17 protein-coding genes are annotated in these 15,180 nt (G+C 72.3%); 9 read left to right on the top strand and 8 right to left on the bottom strand.

All coding sequences use genetic code 11. The annotated features are described in order from the left end of the window. Nucleotides 1-57 precede the first annotated feature (57 nt). From Cco03nite_RS25585 to Cco03nite_RS25575, 3 genes are all read right to left on the bottom strand, one after another. The gene (locus tag Cco03nite_RS25585) at nucleotides 58-831 is read right to left on the bottom strand and encodes a class I SAM-dependent methyltransferase (RefSeq protein WP_203694751.1); all 774 of its coding nucleotides are present in this window, start codon (nucleotides 829-831) and stop codon (nucleotides 58-60) included. A 32-nt stretch (nucleotides 832-863) separates the two neighbouring features. Then, nucleotides 864-1,835: a hypothetical protein gene (locus tag Cco03nite_RS25580; protein ID WP_203694750.1), complete on the bottom strand. Its 972-nt coding sequence runs from the start codon at nucleotides 1,833-1,835 to the stop codon at nucleotides 864-866. A 79-nt stretch (nucleotides 1,836-1,914) separates the two neighbouring features. Next, entirely contained in the window at nucleotides 1,915-2,583 is a 669-nt protein-coding gene (locus Cco03nite_RS25575; protein ID WP_203694749.1) for a helix-turn-helix transcriptional regulator, read from the bottom strand. A 43-nt stretch (nucleotides 2,584-2,626) separates the two neighbouring features. On the opposite strand from Cco03nite_RS25575, the gene Cco03nite_RS25570 reads away from it, so the two are divergent. The 3 genes from Cco03nite_RS25570 (at nucleotide 2,627) to Cco03nite_RS25560 (ending at nucleotide 4,647) form a co-directional block, all read left to right on the top strand. Next, nucleotides 2,627-3,040 carry a group III truncated hemoglobin gene (locus Cco03nite_RS25570; protein ID WP_203694748.1) on the top strand — a complete coding sequence of 138 codons (414 nt, stop codon included), beginning with the start codon at nucleotides 2,627-2,629 and terminating at the stop codon, nucleotides 3,038-3,040. A gap of 76 nt (nucleotides 3,041-3,116) precedes the next feature. After that, complete coding sequence (locus Cco03nite_RS25565; RefSeq protein WP_203694747.1) at nucleotides 3,117-3,281, top strand: hypothetical protein; 165 nt, start codon at nucleotides 3,117-3,119, stop codon at nucleotides 3,279-3,281. A 160-nt stretch (nucleotides 3,282-3,441) separates the two neighbouring features. Beyond that, nucleotides 3,442-4,647, top strand: coding sequence for an aminoglycoside phosphotransferase/kinase family protein (locus Cco03nite_RS25560; RefSeq protein WP_203694746.1), 1,206 nt, complete (start codon nucleotides 3,442-3,444; stop codon nucleotides 4,645-4,647). 391 nt (nucleotides 4,648-5,038) lie between these two features. Here Cco03nite_RS25560 and Cco03nite_RS25555 read toward each other — a convergent pair whose 3' ends face one another. From Cco03nite_RS25555 to Cco03nite_RS25545, 3 genes are all read right to left on the bottom strand, one after another. Beyond that, on the bottom strand, nucleotides 5,039-6,004 hold the full coding sequence (locus Cco03nite_RS25555) for a DUF2332 domain-containing protein (RefSeq protein ID WP_203694745.1): 966 nt from the start codon (nucleotides 6,002-6,004) through the stop codon (nucleotides 5,039-5,041). A gap of 132 nt (nucleotides 6,005-6,136) precedes the next feature. Next, complete coding sequence (locus tag Cco03nite_RS25550) at nucleotides 6,137-6,892, bottom strand: ABC transporter permease (RefSeq protein WP_203694744.1); 756 nt, start codon at nucleotides 6,890-6,892, stop codon at nucleotides 6,137-6,139. Beyond that, nucleotides 6,889-7,851, bottom strand: a complete 963-nt coding sequence (locus Cco03nite_RS25545; RefSeq protein ID WP_203694743.1) for an ATP-binding cassette domain-containing protein — start codon at nucleotides 7,849-7,851, stop codon at nucleotides 6,889-6,891. Before Cco03nite_RS25545 ends, Cco03nite_RS25550 begins: the two co-directional genes overlap by 4 nt. A gap of 99 nt (nucleotides 7,852-7,950) precedes the next feature. Here Cco03nite_RS25545 and Cco03nite_RS25540 point away from each other — a divergent pair, with 99 nt between their 5' ends. Further along, nucleotides 7,951-8,502: an SPFH domain-containing protein gene (locus Cco03nite_RS25540; protein ID WP_203694742.1), complete on the top strand. Its 552-nt coding sequence runs from the start codon at nucleotides 7,951-7,953 to the stop codon at nucleotides 8,500-8,502. Here Cco03nite_RS25540 and Cco03nite_RS25535 read toward each other — a convergent pair. Then, entirely contained in the window at nucleotides 8,499-9,347 is an 849-nt protein-coding gene (locus Cco03nite_RS25535) for a hypothetical protein (protein ID WP_203694741.1), read from the bottom strand. The genes Cco03nite_RS25540 and Cco03nite_RS25535 overlap by 4 nt on opposite strands. Nucleotides 9,348-9,533: 186 nt before the next feature. Between Cco03nite_RS25535 and Cco03nite_RS25530 the strand changes: the two genes are divergently transcribed. From Cco03nite_RS25530 to Cco03nite_RS25515, 4 genes are read left to right on the top strand one after another with little or no spacing between them, the layout of a single operon-like run. Then, nucleotides 9,534-10,466 (top strand): ABC transporter ATP-binding protein, encoded by a 933-nt coding sequence (locus tag Cco03nite_RS25530; protein ID WP_203694740.1) that lies wholly within the window; start codon nucleotides 9,534-9,536, stop codon nucleotides 10,464-10,466. Then, nucleotides 10,459-11,310 carry an ABC transporter permease subunit gene (locus tag Cco03nite_RS25525; RefSeq protein ID WP_203694739.1) on the top strand — a complete coding sequence of 284 codons (852 nt, stop codon included), beginning with the start codon at nucleotides 10,459-10,461 and terminating at the stop codon, nucleotides 11,308-11,310. Before Cco03nite_RS25530 ends, Cco03nite_RS25525 begins: the two co-directional genes overlap by 8 nt. Before the next feature lie 55 nt (nucleotides 11,311-11,365). Continuing rightward, nucleotides 11,366-12,277 (top strand): ABC transporter ATP-binding protein, encoded by a 912-nt coding sequence (locus Cco03nite_RS25520; protein WP_239167655.1) that lies wholly within the window; start codon nucleotides 11,366-11,368, stop codon nucleotides 12,275-12,277. 11 nt (nucleotides 12,278-12,288) lie between these two features. Then, a complete protein-coding gene (locus Cco03nite_RS25515; protein ID WP_203694738.1) occupies nucleotides 12,289-13,002 on the top strand; it encodes an ABC transporter permease in 714 nt (237 codons plus the stop codon). A gap of 79 nt (nucleotides 13,003-13,081) precedes the next feature. Here Cco03nite_RS25515 and Cco03nite_RS25510 read toward each other — a convergent pair whose 3' ends face one another. After that, the gene (locus tag Cco03nite_RS25510) at nucleotides 13,082-13,486 is read right to left on the bottom strand and encodes a VOC family protein (RefSeq protein WP_203694737.1); all 405 of its coding nucleotides are present in this window, start codon (nucleotides 13,484-13,486) and stop codon (nucleotides 13,082-13,084) included. Between the two features lie 170 nt (nucleotides 13,487-13,656). On the opposite strand from Cco03nite_RS25510, the gene Cco03nite_RS25505 reads away from it, so the two are divergent. Continuing rightward, nucleotides 13,657-15,180, top strand: a complete 1,524-nt coding sequence (locus Cco03nite_RS25505; protein WP_203694736.1) for an alkaline phosphatase D family protein — start codon at nucleotides 13,657-13,659, stop codon at nucleotides 15,178-15,180.

Raw genomic sequence — 15,180 nt, 5'->3', positions numbered from 1 at the left:
GACGTCCGTTAAGAAGGTGCCCTTCCTTCGTTTCGTGGTTGCGGTGGGTGAGGGCGGTCAGCGGCGGTGGGTGCGCAGGACGCCGGTGAGCATCGGGAGGGTGAAGTCGCCGCCGGAGGTCGCCGGCTGCGTCGCGAGGAAGTCGCGGATCCGGTCCGCGGTGGCCCGCTGTTCGGGTTCCGGCATGATCAGCACGCCCGCGCGGGTCGCGAGGGTGGCGACGAGGGAGTCCGCGGTGCGGTGCTGCCCGTGCGGGAACTCGGCCTGCTCCGGTGAGCCGAACCGAGGCGGCCCGGTGTGCGGCAGGTGCAGGCCGGCCGTGGCGGCGCGCCAGTTGCGCAGCGTGTCGCGCGGGCCGATGACGGCGCTGCCGCCGACCCGCTCCAGCCCGGCGATCCAGTCGACGCGGTCGTCCAGCACGTTCCACAGTCCGGCCAGGACGCCACCGGGCGCGAGCACCCGGGCGATCTCCGGTCCCGCGACGGCCATGTCGAACCAGTGCATCGCGTTGCCGGCCAGCACCGCGTCGACGGAGCCGTCCGGCAGCGGGATCGTCTCGGCGCTGCCCGGCAGGGCACGGACGGACGGCAGCGTACGCCGCAGCTCGGCCAGCATCGCCGGGTCCGGCTCGACCGCGACGACGTCCAGACCCAGCGCGACCAGCGTGGCGGTCAGCTTGCCGGTGCCCGCGCCGAGGTCGAGCACCCGCGAGCCGGGCGCAGGTTCGACCGCCCAGCGGACCGCGGCCTGCGCGTAGTCCGGACGGTGCTCGGCGTAGGCGGCGGCCGCCGCGCCGAACGACGAGGAGAGCGACCGTTCGTCTTGATCCACGCGATCACCCTAGCCGCGCTGCCGAAGGGCTCTCATGCGAGCGGGCCGCGGAGCAGCTGCGCGGCGTGTTCGATCTCGTCGGCGGTGATGTTCGCGTCGAAGTGGCTGCGGACCCCGGCCGAGTCGTGCTCGTACAGCCAGTCCACGTCGGCCCCGCCGGCCTGCATCGTGGACCGCACCGGCCAGTACCTCCGCACCCGTTCGGCGAGCCCATGGCGATGGTGGGCGATGACGCGGGGCGTGACCGAGTCGTAGAGCCGGTCCGGGTCGTGAGCCGCCTGACGGGCCAGGTCGTCCTCCCAGAACTCGAGGGTCCAGCCCGGCCACAGCTCGGCCCACTGCTCCCGCAGGCCGCACAGCGGCTCCAGGGTCCACAGCCCGGCCCGCCGGGTCGCGGGATCGAGGTCCAGGCCGGATCTCGGCACGTCATCGGCGACGTCGTACGGCAGCTCGGGCCCGGCGGCGAGCCACTCGACCAGGTCCGGCCCCATCCGCCAGCGCAGCCAGGCCAGGTCGGGGCTCAACCCGTAGAGGCGCACCAGCCCGTCGGCGCCGCGGACGGTGACGACGGACCGGACGGAGTCGCCCGGCAGGAACTCGTTGCGCTCACACTGCTCCGATTGATCGTCGACACGCGCGGCCCCCGGGTCGAGTCCGACGTACGCCATCAGGTCGCCGATGCCGTCGTAGGCCCACCGAATCTCCCAGCCGGACCACGTCGCCGCGTACGCCTGCAGCATCGCCGCCCGATGGGCCAGCCGGTTGAACGTGGTGTTGAACAGCAGCAACACCTGCCGGTCGACGTCGATCAGCACGCCGCCCTCGCACATCAGGTCGTCGAACCAGTGGTCGCCGGCGTACTCGCCGGCCTGGGCCAGCCAGCGCAGCACCACCTCCGGGCCCGGCGCGAACAGGTAGTCGATCCCGTAGCCCGCCCCGCCGCCCTGCGCGTACACCGTGTGTTCACCGTCGCGCACGACGACGTAGTTGACTCTGCTGCCCACCGCCGCACCTTAGCGCTCGCTGATCATCCGGTGGGGCCGCGCTCCGCCCTCGGTCCCGGTACGACGGCACGGACCCTGCTCACCGGGCCGCCCGGATCTCGGCGGCGCACACGCCGGGCCGCACGAACGGGTGCAGCTCCGCGTCGAACGCCTGCGGCGACAGCCCGTCCACGGTGCCGCGCAGCAGCCCGAGGTGCACGCCGCAGACCACGTCGGGGTGCCGCCGGGCCACGTCGAGGAACGGGCAGGCGTGCAGCTCGATCCGGGCGGCTCCGTCGTGCGGCGTACGCACGGGATCGAAGCCGAGCTCGGTGAACAGCGCCACGGCGCGGGCGGCGGCTTCGTCGAGCGTCACGCCCGCCTGCGCGACCGGCCCGGCCGGGGCGGTGGGCGCCGCGTGCCGCAGCCAGCGCCGGCCGGCGCGCTGGGCCAGCGCCGCGCCGTCCGCCTCGTCGAGCTGGCCGGCGAGCATCTCCGCGAGCAGCGCGTAGCCGCCCTCGCCCGTGGCGGGCGTGACGCTGGTGTACACCGCCTGCGGGCGGCCGCGGCCGGATCGGTGCGCGCTGGTCTGCGCCACGTACCCGGCGTCGATCAGGACTTTCAGGTGGAAACGCACCGTATTCGGGTGCAGCCCGGTGGCCTGGGCCAGCGCGGTCGCGTCCTGCGGCGTGCCGGCCTCGCGCAACACCTCCAGCACCCGCCGCCGGCTGGCGACCGCGAGTGCGCCGTAGGTCATATCGTCAGCCACGGTCCGAATATATACGATGGCGGTAGTAAAAAAGGAGGAGCCCGTGCGCACCGACATCACCGACCGCGCCGACATCACCGGCCTCGTGACCGACTTCTACGGCCGGGTGTACGCCGACGACCTGCTCGGCCCGATCTTCATCGACATCGCGAAGATGGACCTCCCCGCCCACCTGCCGATCATGAGCGACTTCTGGGAGACGGTCCTGCTGCGCACGGGCAGCTACCGCCGCAACGCGCTGCAGTCGCACTTCGACCTCAACCGGCTGGTACGGCTGGAGCAGCACCACTTCGAGCGCTGGCTGGCGCTGTGGCGGGCCACCGTCGACGACCGCCACGCGGGCCCGCTCGCCGAGCTGGCGAAGACGCAGGCCACCCGGATCGCCGGCTCGATCGGGCGGCGGCTGGCCGGCGCGACCGGCAGCGAGCACGTCACCATCTCGACCGGCAGACCGTGACCCGCGCTCGCTGACCGGAACTCGCATACCGGAGACCGCCCGGCAAGCATCGAAGCGGACCAGTAGGAGACCGGTCATGTCGGCAGCGAAGGCGATCACCCTCGGACTGCTCGCGCTGCCCCTGGCGGCAGCCACGACGGCCGACCCGGCGGGCGGGTACTACCGGACCGTCCTGGACGACCTCTCGCCCCGGCTCCCGCAGGACGTTGTCGACGCCCTTCCACGAAAGCTCCGCGCTTGACAGTGCCCCGTTCCGTCCGGTTAGCTCGTTCCAGCGCGTTCGGGTACGCGCCGAGACTCGCCGGAAGGCTCGAAGCCACCCCGCCTGTTGTCAGGCTGGGCGACGGTCACCGACGCTCTCATCCGCCTGTGCGAGTCCGGGCGTGGAGCGAGGTGCTCACATGAAGACGCTGCCCGACAACCCCGACCTCGGTCACCTGCGCCGGCAGGCCAAGGACCTGCTGGCCGGACTGCGCGACGCCGACCCACAGGTCACCCTGGCCGACGCGCAGACCTCCCTGGCCGCGCAGTACGGCTTCCGTACCTGGGCCGATCTCAAGGCCGAGGTCGACCGCCGGCAGGGACAGGCCGACGTCGCCGATCCCGCGCTGGCACGGCAGATCGCCGACCGGTTCGGCCTGGGCGAGGTGACCGGTCCGATGCGGTCGCTGGCCCGGCCCGACGAGATGGGCCGGCGCTGGTCGCTGGAGACCGATCGCGGCAGGTGGTCGCCGCGCACCGTCGACGACGTGTTCCCGGCGACCGACGGTGCGGAGAACACCCGGTTCCAGGAGGCCGCCGCGCGGGCGGGCGTGGTGCTGCCGGCCCCGGTCCGCAGCCGGTCCGGCGCTTCGGTCGAGTCGATCGAGGGCAACCGCTGGCGGGTCCACGAGTGGCGGCACTCCGGTCCGCCGCTGGCCGCGCCGGTCAGCGCGACGATCACGTACGCGGTCGGCGGCACGCTCGCGCTCCTGCACGGCCTCCGCCTGCCCGCGAACGGGGTCTGCCCGTGGAGTTCGGTCCCACTCTGGACCGTGAGCTGGGCGCGACTCGCCGACACCGCCGCCGCGAAGGGCGCCGGCTGGGCAGCGGCCCTGGCGGCGGCGGTGCCCGTGCTGTCCGAGTTGGAGACCGTCGGGCAGGGCGCGGCCGTACCGGAGCCGGTGCTCTGCCACAACAACCTCAGCCCCGGCAACGTACGCCTCGGTGCGGGAGACTGCCTCATCGTCACCGGGTGGGAACACGCCGCCGGGCTGCCACCGGCGTGGGAGCTGTGCACCGCGCTGGCCTCGTGGGCGGTCGACCCCCGGGGCGGAGTCAACGCCGCCGGGGCCCGTGCCCTGGTCGACGGCTATCGCGCGCGGGCCGGTGCGCTACCGCCGTTGAGCGTCGACTCGTTCCGGGGCGCGGCGACGGGGCTGCTGAACTACGTCGCCGGGCAGGCCGGCGCGGCGCTGGCCGCGCACGGTGAGCAGGACGAGCGGCACGCCGACCGCACCATGCGGCACCTGCTGACCCACCTGCCGTCCCGGACGACGTACCAGCGGGTCCTCGACGCCGCGCTGACGGCGGATGAGACCGCTCCGGCGGGCGCTGCTCGCGGCTGATCCGGTCGGCCTGCTCACGGGACGGTCGCGTGGATCCACGTGACCGTCCCGTGAGCAGCGGGTGGGGAACAGGGCATGGCTCAAGCGCCGTGCCCGAGCCGTGCCTTCTCGACGACCGCCAGCACGGCGTCCGTGACCGCCTGGTCGCTGGCGCCGAAGCCGGCCCGGTCGTACGCGATGACCCTGGTGTGCCGCGCGAGCGCCGGCAGGATCGGCAGCCAGGTCAGCGCGGGGGGGGCCGCTGGCCGCGTCGAGCACGACGGTCGGGCCGCCCGTGCCCGCCTCGACCCAGCGCAGCCTGCGCTGTCCGAAAGCGAGCTCGCCGCGGGTCGCACCGCCCGGAAGCAGCGCGGCCACGGCCCGCAACATGACGTCGTCCACGTGCCGCCCCTCAGCCGAGGCGACCGGCGTCGACGGGCCGGTCGCCGAACCAGATCATCGCCTGGCCGTGCGAGCGGGTCCAGGCCAGCGGCCGGCCGTCCAGCGCGAGCAGGTTGTACGACGCCCCGTCGGGTGGCGGCGGGACCGCCCCGGCCGGCAGAAGATCGCTCGTGTCGTTGGAGATCCAGTGGCCGGGCAGGTCCCGGACCAGCTCGACGAACGTCGCCTGCTGCGGCGCGGGCACCTGGTACAGCACGGACGTGTGGAACACGACCAGGGTCGCGCCGGGTGGAGCCTGGGCTGCCAGCGCGGGCAGGGCGACGTTCAGGTCGCCGCGTACCAGCAGCGGCGGTTCGGCCGCGGCGACGGCGGCCGCGGCGCGCAGCCGGTCGCGGCGGTGCTGGTGCTCGGGCCAGATGAGCGCGTCGAGCCAGGCCACGTCGGCCGGTTCGGTGACGTCGAGCGGGTTCAGGTCGATGCCGGCGCGCCAGACGACCTCGGGCAGCCGGTCCGGCGGGGTGGTGCCGGTGACGGCGCAGTCCAGGACCGGGCCGTGCTCGCCGAGCAGGTGCTCGCCGTAGCGGTAGGCGTACCGGTCGGGGTAGAGGCACAGCCCGGCGGACGCGCCGACCTCCAGCAGGGCCAGCGGCTGGGGCAGCGCGGCGAGCACCGGCAGCAGCACGGCGCAGCGGCCGGCCTCGTTGGTCTGGGTGGCCCTGGCCGTCATCTCGGCCGCGATCGCGGGCCAGTTCCGTACCGTGAACTCCAGGCACGCGGCCGGATCGGCGACCGGGCCGCCGAGGAAGCGGACGACCCCGAACAGCAGCTGCGGCTGCCGTTTCGCCGCCGGCAGCGTCGCGAGCAGCGCCAGGACGTCGTCGTCGCGGCTGACGGCCCGCCCGAGGCGTTCGTAGACGGAGGAGACCCCGTGCGCCTCCGACACCGCGAATTCGGCATAGAGCTGCGCGATCGTCATGTCGCCATGCTCCCACCGCGCCGCCGTACGCGCTGCCCCGGGAAAACTCCTGCTCATCGGCACTGTTGCGTTAACAAGGGCACCTTCTACATCGCATAGCGATGTGAAGGTGCCCTTCCTTCGTCCTGGTCGTCAGGAGTTGAGGCGGCGGTGGCGGTGGACGGAGAGGGGGAGGAAGATCGCGGTGAGCAGGAGTGGCCAGAGGACGGCCAGCAGGAGGGCGTGGTCGGGGACCAGGCCTGGGTTGCCGAACAGGTCGCGGGAGGCGGCGGCGGTGGCCGAGAGCGGGTTCCACTGGGCGATCGTGCCGAGCCAGGCGGGCATGGTGTCGGGGTCGACGAAGACGCCGGAGAGGAAGCCGACGGGCCAGACCAGGATCTGGACCATGGTCACCGATTCCGGTCCTTTCACGACCAGGCCGAGGAAGATGCCGACCCACAGCAGCGCGAAGCGCAGCAGCAGGAGCAGGCCGAACGCGGCGAGCGCGGAGCCGAGGCCCTCGTGCCAGCGCCAGCCGAGCGCCGCGGCCGCGCCGACGAGCACGGCCAGGCCGACCGCCGAGTTCATCAGGTCGGCCAGGCAGCGGCCGAGCACGACCGACGCCGAGTTGATCGGCAGGGACCGGAACCGGTCGGTGACGCCCTTGGCGGCGTCGGTGGACACCGCGGTCATCGTCGCCTCCACGCCGAAGAACATGGCGAGGGCGAACATGCCCGGCATCAGGTAGTCGAAGTAGTCCGCACCGATCGCCCCGCCGAACAGGCCGCCGAACATCAGCGCCACCATCACGGTGAACAGCCAGTTGACGATCACTCCGACGGGCTGCTGCCGCCAGTGGGTCAGCTCCCGGCGGGCGAGCACCCACGTCTCCTCCAGTACGGCTGTCACGCCGCCACCTCCTGCTTGTCGCCCTGCTTGCGGTGAAGGTCGAGGAACACCTCGTCGAGCGTGGGCCGGCGCAGGTTCACCTCGACCGGCTCGACGCCCTCGGCGGCCAGCGCCGTGCTGATGGCGATCAGCGCCTTGGTGCGCTGCCGCACCGGCACGCTGATCCGGTGCTGCTCGGTGCGCGGCTCGCCGTCGGCGTGCGCCGCGACCGCGGGCAGCGCCCGCCCCGCCTGCTCGGGGTCGGCGAACGCCAGGTCGATCCAGTCCTCGCCGATGGTGGCCTTGAGCTCGTCGGGGGTGCCCTCGCTGACCACGCGGCCGTGCCACAGCATCGCGATCCGGCTCGCCAGCTGGTCGGCCTCCTCCAGGTACTGCGTGGTCAGCAGGACGGTGGTGCCGCCCGCGACCAGTTCCCGCAGCGCGGACCAGACCTCCTGGCGGGCCTGCGGGTCCAGGCCGGTGGTGGGCTCGTCCACGAACAGCACCTCGGGCGAGACGATCAGGCCGGCTGCCAGGTCGAGGCGGCGGCGCATGCCGCCGGAGTACTTCGCGACCGGTTTGCCGCCCGCGTCGGTCAGGCCGAACCGCTCCAGCAGTTCGTCGGCGCGGGTCGCCGCGCGGGCCCGGCCGAGGTGGTTGAGGCGGCCGAACAGCACCAGGTTCTGCCGGCCGCTGAGGATCTCGTCGACGGCGGCGTACTGCCCGACCAGGCCGATGCGCTGCCGGACCTGGGCCGGCTGGGTGGTCACGTCGTGCCCGGCCACCACCGCGCGGCCCGCGTCCAGGCGCATCAGCGTCGCCAGAATGCGTACGGCCGTCGTCTTGCCCGCGCCGTTCGGGCCGAGCAGCCCGTACACGGTGCCCCGGGGCACCTCGAGATCGAATCCGTCGAGTGCCGGGGCCGGTGCTCCCCGGTAGGTCTTGCGGACCCCGTGCGCCGCTATCGCCGGCTCTGCCATGCGCAGACTCCTCCCGCTCAGTTCGAGTACACCGTACCGTACAACGTACGCCACTGTCGAGGCGAGCGGAATTCGCGCGGATGACCCACGCTGTGCCGTATGGATTACGCCCCCTTGATGGCCCTCTCCGCGTTCCTGCCGTTGGCGGCGCGGACGGCACTGTGGCAGGTGCCCGAGGACGAGGTGTGGATCGTGGAACGCCACCGGCGCTTCCACCGCGCGCTGGCCGCCGGCCGGCGGCTGGCGGTGCCCCTGCTCGACCGGGTCAAGGCCAAGGTCGATCTCACCCAGCAGATGCTGCTGTGGCCCTCGGCGCCACGGGAGGGCAGCGTCGACGAGCCGGCGGGAGACGTGTTCACCGCCCGGGACGGCGGCAAGGTCGAGATCCGGATGCGCATCCTGTGGCGGATCACCGACCCCGTGCAGGCCGCGTACCAGCCGAACGGTCCGGGTCTGGCCATCGACGACCTGGCCGCGGCCATCCTGCGCCGCCTCATCGCGGCCCTGCCGCAGGAGGCCGCGATGACGAGCCGGTCGACTCTCGACCGGGAACTGACCACCGCGCTGACCGAGCAGGCAGGCCGGTGGGCCGAGATCGGCAGCGTAAGGATCAGCGAGGTGCTCGCGCACCCGGTGCCGGTGCGGGCCTAGCCGCCCGACCGCAGCAGGTCACGGCACAGCGGCACGTCCGAGGTCTTGACGTCGGGCGGGAAGATCAGCGCGGCGAGCGGGCGGCGCAGCACACCGGCCTCCCGCTCGCTGCACATCAGGCGCGAGGTGATCTCGTCGGACGCCAGCTGCCGCGGGCCGCCTCCGTCGCGGTACAGCACGGTCTCCAGGTCCTCGTCCTGGCCGAGGATGTAGGCGATCTTCGTCGTGCCGTCCACGGTGAGCGCGGTCGCGGGCAGCCACATGCCCTGCAGCGCGACCATGCCCGCCAGCAGCACACCCAGGGCCAGCGTCAGCCCGTCGACCCAGCGGTTGGGCACCCGCCCGCCGAGCAGCGGGCTCGGCGGGCGCTCGCCGGCGCGCGGCGCGGCGGTCCGCTCCCGGCGGCGCAGCAGCATCAGCGACAGCAGTGCGGCGGCCGCCGCGAGCGCGAGCAGCAGGTACACCGGCGCGGTGAGCAGCCCGACGACCAGCAGCATCAGCGCCACCGGCGGCGGCAGGCTGGCCAGCACCGTGGGCTGGAACACCGCGCCCCGGACGGCGGCCCGCCGCTCGGACAGCGCCAGGTAGGCCGCGAGGATGAGGATCAGCGGCAGGAACGGGACATAACTGCCGATGAGCAGCGCCTGCATGCTGGTGTGCTGGGCGAGCGCCTTGAGCGTCGCGTCGTCGCCGTTGGACAGCACGAACAGCCGCACCCCGGCCAGGATCGCGGGGAACGCCGCCGACACCAGGCCGAGATAGAAACCGTGCCGCTCCCCCGCGGCGACCGCCGCGGCCGGCGGCGACGGAGCCACGGTCAGGGTGTCGCTGGGCTGCTCGCTCACGGTGCGCATTCTTTCATCCAGATCGGACCGGCGGCCAGACCCGACCACGAGCGGGGCCGGGGCCGGGTCCGCGGCGCGCCACGCCGCCCGGCGGGTGCCGCCGCAGGCCACCCGACCTGGTCTCAGGGTCGAGACCAGGGTTGACACCGGATCTGCCGGGCACGGCCCGGGGTCTAGGTTGTCGGCGTGGCCCTCATCGCGACCCAGTCGCTGACCAAGACATATCCGGGCGGGGTGACCGCCCTGTCCGACCTGACCCTGTCCGTCGAGCCGGGCATCATCGGCCTGGTCGGCGCCAACGGCGCCGGCAAGTCCACGATGATAAAAACCCTGCTCGGGCTGCTGACGCCGACCAGCGGCCAGGCGCAGGTGCTCGGCCTGGACCCGACCACCGCCGGTGAGCAGGTGCGCGCCCGCGTCGGGTACATGCCCGAGCACGACTGCCTGCCGCCGGACATGATCGCCGCGGAGTTCGTGACGCACATGGGCCGGATGACCGGCCTGCCGCGCACCGTCGCCCGCGAGCGCGCCTCCGAGGCGCTGCGCCACGTCGGGCTGTACGAGGAGCGCTACCGCCAGATCGGCGGCTACTCCACCGGCATGAAGCAGCGCGTGAAGCTGGCCCAGGCCCTGGTGCACGACCCGGACCTGCTGCTGCTCGACGAGCCCACCAACGGCCTGGACCCGGCCGGGCGTGACGCGATGCTGACGCTGATCCACCGCATCGGCACCGAGTTCGGCATCTCGGTGGTGGTCTGCTCGCACCTGCTCGGCGAGATCGAACGGATCTGCGACTCGCTGATCGCCATCGAGGGCGGGCGGCTGCTGCGCGCCGACCGGGTCGACGCGATGACCACCGGCACCGACGTGCTGGCCATCGAGGTCGCCGAGGGCACCGACGAGCTGTCGGCGGCGCTGGCGCAGCGGGGGCTGACCGCGACCGCGGAGGGCCGGATGCTGCTGGTGCCGCTGGCCGACGAGGACACCTACGACCTGATCCTGCGTACGGTCGCCGACCTGGACCTGCCGCTGCACCGCCTCGACCAGCGCCGCCACCGGGTGGCCGAGCTGTTCTCCACCGCCGCCCCGCAACCGTCCCTGGAGGTGACCCATGTCTGAGCGGAGTGTCATCCACGACATCGGCTACCAGCGTTACACCGGCATCCGGCTGGGCCGCGGTTACGCCGCCCGCTCGCTGTTCGAGCACGGCGTGCGGGTCGCCTTCGGGCTGGGCCGCAGCGCCAAGGCGAAGATCTTCCCGTGGATCGTGATCGGCCTGGTCACGTCGCTGGCCCTGATCGTGGTCGCGGTGAAGGCGCAGACCGGCGAGATGATCCTGACGTACCAGCAGCTGCCGAGCACGGCCAGCGTGCTGGTGATGGTGTTCCTCGCCGTGGTCGCGCCCGAGCTGGTCTCCCGGGACCTGCGCAACCAGACGCTGCCGCTGTACTTCTCCCGGCCGCTGGCCCGTTCGGACTACGCGCTGGCCAAGCTCGCCGCGCTGGCGACGGCGGTCTGGCTGCTGATGGCCGGGCCGCAGCTGCTGATGTTCCTGGGCTCGGCGTTCACCGCCGAGAACGCGTCGGGGGTGGCCGCGGAGGCGCGCGGCATGCTCGGCGGCTGGGTGGTGGCCACGCTGTACGCCCTGGTCTTCAGCAGCCTGGCCGTGCTGATCGCCTCGATCGCCAGCCGCCGGGCGTTCGCCGCGGGCGCGATCGTGGTCGTCTTCATGATCACCTCGCCGGTGGTGGGCCTGCTCGCCGCGCTCGGCGAAGGCGGCGCGCTGTCGCAGATCGCGCCGATGTTCAGCCCGTTCTCGCTACCCGAGGGGGTACGCAGCTGGCTGTACGGCACGTCGTTCGACGTCGGACCGTACGGGCCGGTGTACGGCCTGGTGACGCTGCTGAGCATCACCGTCTGCACCCTGCTGCTGCTCCTGCGCTACCGGAAGGTTTCCCTGTGAGCGCGAGGAGCGAAACGAAGTGGAGCACCGCAAGCCGCGAACGAAAGGCAGCCCTGTGAGCGACCTACACCTGCGCGGAGTGTCCCGCTGGTACGGCAACGTCGTCGCCGTCAACGACGTGACGATGACCCTCGGGCCGGGCGTGACGGGCCTGCTCGGCCCGAACGGCGCCGGCAAGACCACCCTGCTGCACATGATGGCCGGCTTCCTCGCCCCGTCGCGCGGCGAGGTGCTGATCGACGGCGACGCCACCTGGCGCAACCCGGCGATCTACCGCAAGCTCGGCCTGGTCAACGAGCGCGAGGCGGTGTACGGCTTCCTGTCCGGCAAGGAGTTCGTCCGGGCCAGCGCGAAGCTGCACGGGCTGCCCGACGCCGATGCGGCGACCCGGCGCGCGATCGAGCTGGTCGAGATGGCCGACGCGCAGGACCGCCGGATGGACACGTACTCCAAGGGCATGCGCCAGCGGATGCGGGTGGCCGCGGCGCTGGTGCACGACCCGGCGGTGCTGCTGCTGGACGAGCCGTTCAACGGCATGGACCCCCGCCAGCGCATGCACATGATGGAGCTGCTGCACCGGCTCGGCGCGCAGGGCCGCACGGTGCTGTTCAGTTCGCACATCCTGGAGGAGGTCGAGCAGGTCTCCGGCACCGTGCAGGTGATCGTCGCGGGCCGGCTGGCCGCGTCCGGCGACTACCGCACGATCCGCCGCCTGATGACGCACCGGCCGCACGTGTTCGCGATCCGGTCCAGCGACGACCGGCGGCTCGCGGTCGCGCTGATGGCCTCGGACTCGGTCGCGGGCGTGACGCTGGGCAAGGACGGGCTGACCGTGCACGCCGGCGACTACGGCACGTTCACCCGGGCCCTGCCGCGCATCGCCCTGGACCAGGGCGTACGGGTGCGCCAGCTCATCCCCTCGGACGAGTCGCTGGAAAGCGTCTTCTCCTACCTGGTCTCGGCATAGGGAGCACCGCGATGAACATGACCATTGCCTGGATCACCGCCCGGGGGCTGCTCGGCCGCCGCCGGTCCTGGCTGCTGCTGCCGATGCCGGTCATCCTGATCGGCATCACCGCGATCGGGCTGGCGTTCGAAGCCGAGGCCGCCGATCTCGCCGATGGCGTGCTGATCGGGCTCGGGGTGGCCGTGATCCTGCCGCTGGTGTCGCTGATCGTCGGCACCGGCGTGCTCGGCTCGGAGATCGACGACGGCACCGTGGTGCACATCCTCACCAAGCCCATCCCGCGCAGCCGGATCATCCTGGCCAAGCTGGTGGTCGCTGCGACCGTCAGCGCGGTCACCACCGCGGTGCCGATGTTCGTCGCCGCGACCATGGTCGGCGGGGTGCGGCTCGGGCTCGGGTTCGGGCTGGCCTGTGTGGCCGGGGCGATCGTGTACAGCGCGCTGTTCCTGGCGCTGAGCGTGGTGACCCGGCGGCCGGTGCTGGTCGGCCTGCTCTACGTGGTGATCTGGGAGGGCCTGCTCAGCAACGTGGTGACGGGCACCCGCACCGTGTCGGTGCAGCACTACGTCATCGAGTTCGCCAGCGCGCTGTCCGGCTCGGCGCTGTTCCCGAGCACCGTCTCCACGGCCGTGGCCGGGGTGATGACCGTCGTCTTCACCGTGCTGGGCGCCTGGCTGGCCACCCAGCGCCTGCGCGTCTTCTCGGTCGCCGGCGAAACCAGCTGACCTCCAGCGCAAGCGAAGGAAGGGCACCTTCCACAACGCATAGCGTTGTGAAGGTGCCCTTCCTTTCGCTCGAGCTCGTTCAGCCGGCGATGTTGACCATCCAGTTGATGCCGAAGCGGTCCTTGAGGGCGCCGAACTCGTCGCCCCACATCTGCTTCTCCAGCGGCACGCCGACGGTGCCGCCCTCGGTCAGCTTCTCCCAGTAGCCGCGCAGCCGGTCACCGTCGTCGCCGCTGAGGCTGATCGTGATGTTGTCGCCGGGGTGGTACGACATGCCGGGCGGGGTGTCCGAGGCCATCAGCGTGTAGCCGGCGTCGGACTCCAGCATCGCGTGCATGATCTGGTCGGCGTACGGCGCGTCCTTGTCGCCGAACTCGCCGAAGGTGCTCATCGTCAGGTTGCCGCCGAGGATGCCCTGGTAGAACTCCATGGCCTCGCGAGCGTTGCCGTTGAAGCTGATGTACGGGTTGAGGCGGGACGCCATTTGAATCCTCCATGATCGTCATGGTTAGCCCGGTTTGCGCGCGGTCCAGGCAGCATCCTCGCAGAAGGGTCGGACCGTACGACATGACACGACGGAGTGACGGCCGCCCGTAATCCGTGGTTCAACGGCGCAACGGATCACGTTCATCATCGTCCGTGAATGTCCGGCGCATGAGATCACTCCATCGCCGTACGTTCGTCCTCGGCGGACTCGCGATCGCGGGGACCGCGCTGACCGGCGCGAGTGCGTTCGCCGCCGCCCCGTACCCGTTCAAGCTCGGGGTGGCCTCGGGCGACCCCGAGTCCGACAGCGTCGTGCTGTGGACCCGCCTCGCGCCGACGCCGCTCAACGCCGACGGCCAGGGCGGCATGGCCAACGCCGACGTCGTCGTCGACTGGCAGGTCTCCACCAGCAGCTCGTTCAGCACGCTGGCCGCGTCCGGTTCGGTCACCGCCCGGTACGCCGACGCGCACTCGGTGCACGTGATCGCGGGCGGGCTGACCGCCGACGCCGACTACTACTACCGCTTCCGGGCGCAGGGCCACCTCTCGCCGGTCGGGCGCACCCGCACCGCGCCCGCGCCGACCACGTTCGGGCGCGACCTGGTGATGGCGTTCGCGTCCTGCTCGAACTGGCAGGCCGGCTACTTCACCGCGTACCGCCGGCTGGCCGAGGACAACCCCGGGCTGGTGCTGCACCTGGGCGACTACATCTACGAGGGCGGCGCGACCGCCGGTTCGGTACGCGAGCACGTCGGCGCCGAGATCGTGTCGCTGGCCGACTACCGCCGCCGGTACGCGCTCTACAAGTCCGACCCGGACCTGCAGGCCGCGCACGCCGCCGCACCCTGGCTGGTGGTGCCCGACGACCACGAGGTCGAGAACAACTACGCCACCAACGTGCGCGCCGACAGCTCCCCGGCGCTGACCGCGGCCCAGTGGACCGCCCGGCGCACAGCGGCGTACCAGGCCTACTACGAGAACATGCCGCTGCGCCCGGCCTCGACGCCCAGCGGCAACAGCATCCCGCTGTACCGCCGCATCCGCTGGGGAAAGCTCGCCACCTTCCACATGCTCGACACCCGGCAGTTCCGCGACGACCAGGCCTGCGGCGACGGCTGGAAGGTGTGCGCCGACGCCGACCTGCCCACCCGCAGCCTCACCGGCGCGGCGCAGGAGGCGTGGCTGCTCGACGGCCTGGCCCAGCATTACGGCACCTGGGACATCCTCGGCCAGCAGGTGTTCTTCGCCCGCCAGTTCGACGCCGCCGGGGCCGCCAGCATGGACTCGTGGGACGGCTACCGGGGTTCGCGCGCCCGCATCCAGCAGGGCTGGCGTGACCGCGCGGTGCGCAATCCGCTGGTGCTGACCGGAGACGTGCACAAGTCGTGGGCCAACGAGCTGAAGGCCGACTACGCCAACCCGAACTCGGCGACCATCGGCACCGAGCTGGTCTGCACCTCGATCAGCTCCGGCGGCGACGGCAGCGCCACCACGACCGTCCCGAACGTGGCCACCAACCCGCACCTGAAGTTCTACTCCGACCGGCGCGGCTACGTGCGCACCACCATCAGCCAGGCGCAGGTCCGCGCCGACTTCCGCGCGGTCGGCGCGGTCACCGAGCACGGGGCCGCGGTGTCCACGCTGCGCTCGTACGTCATCCAGGACGGCCTGCCCGGCCTCCAGCAGGTCTAG

This window comes from Catellatospora coxensis (assembly GCF_016862635.1).
In the GTDB taxonomy this organism is placed as follows: domain Bacteria; phylum Actinomycetota; class Actinomycetes; order Mycobacteriales; family Micromonosporaceae; genus Catellatospora; species Catellatospora coxensis.
This window is presented reverse-complemented; position numbering and strand designations above follow the sequence as displayed.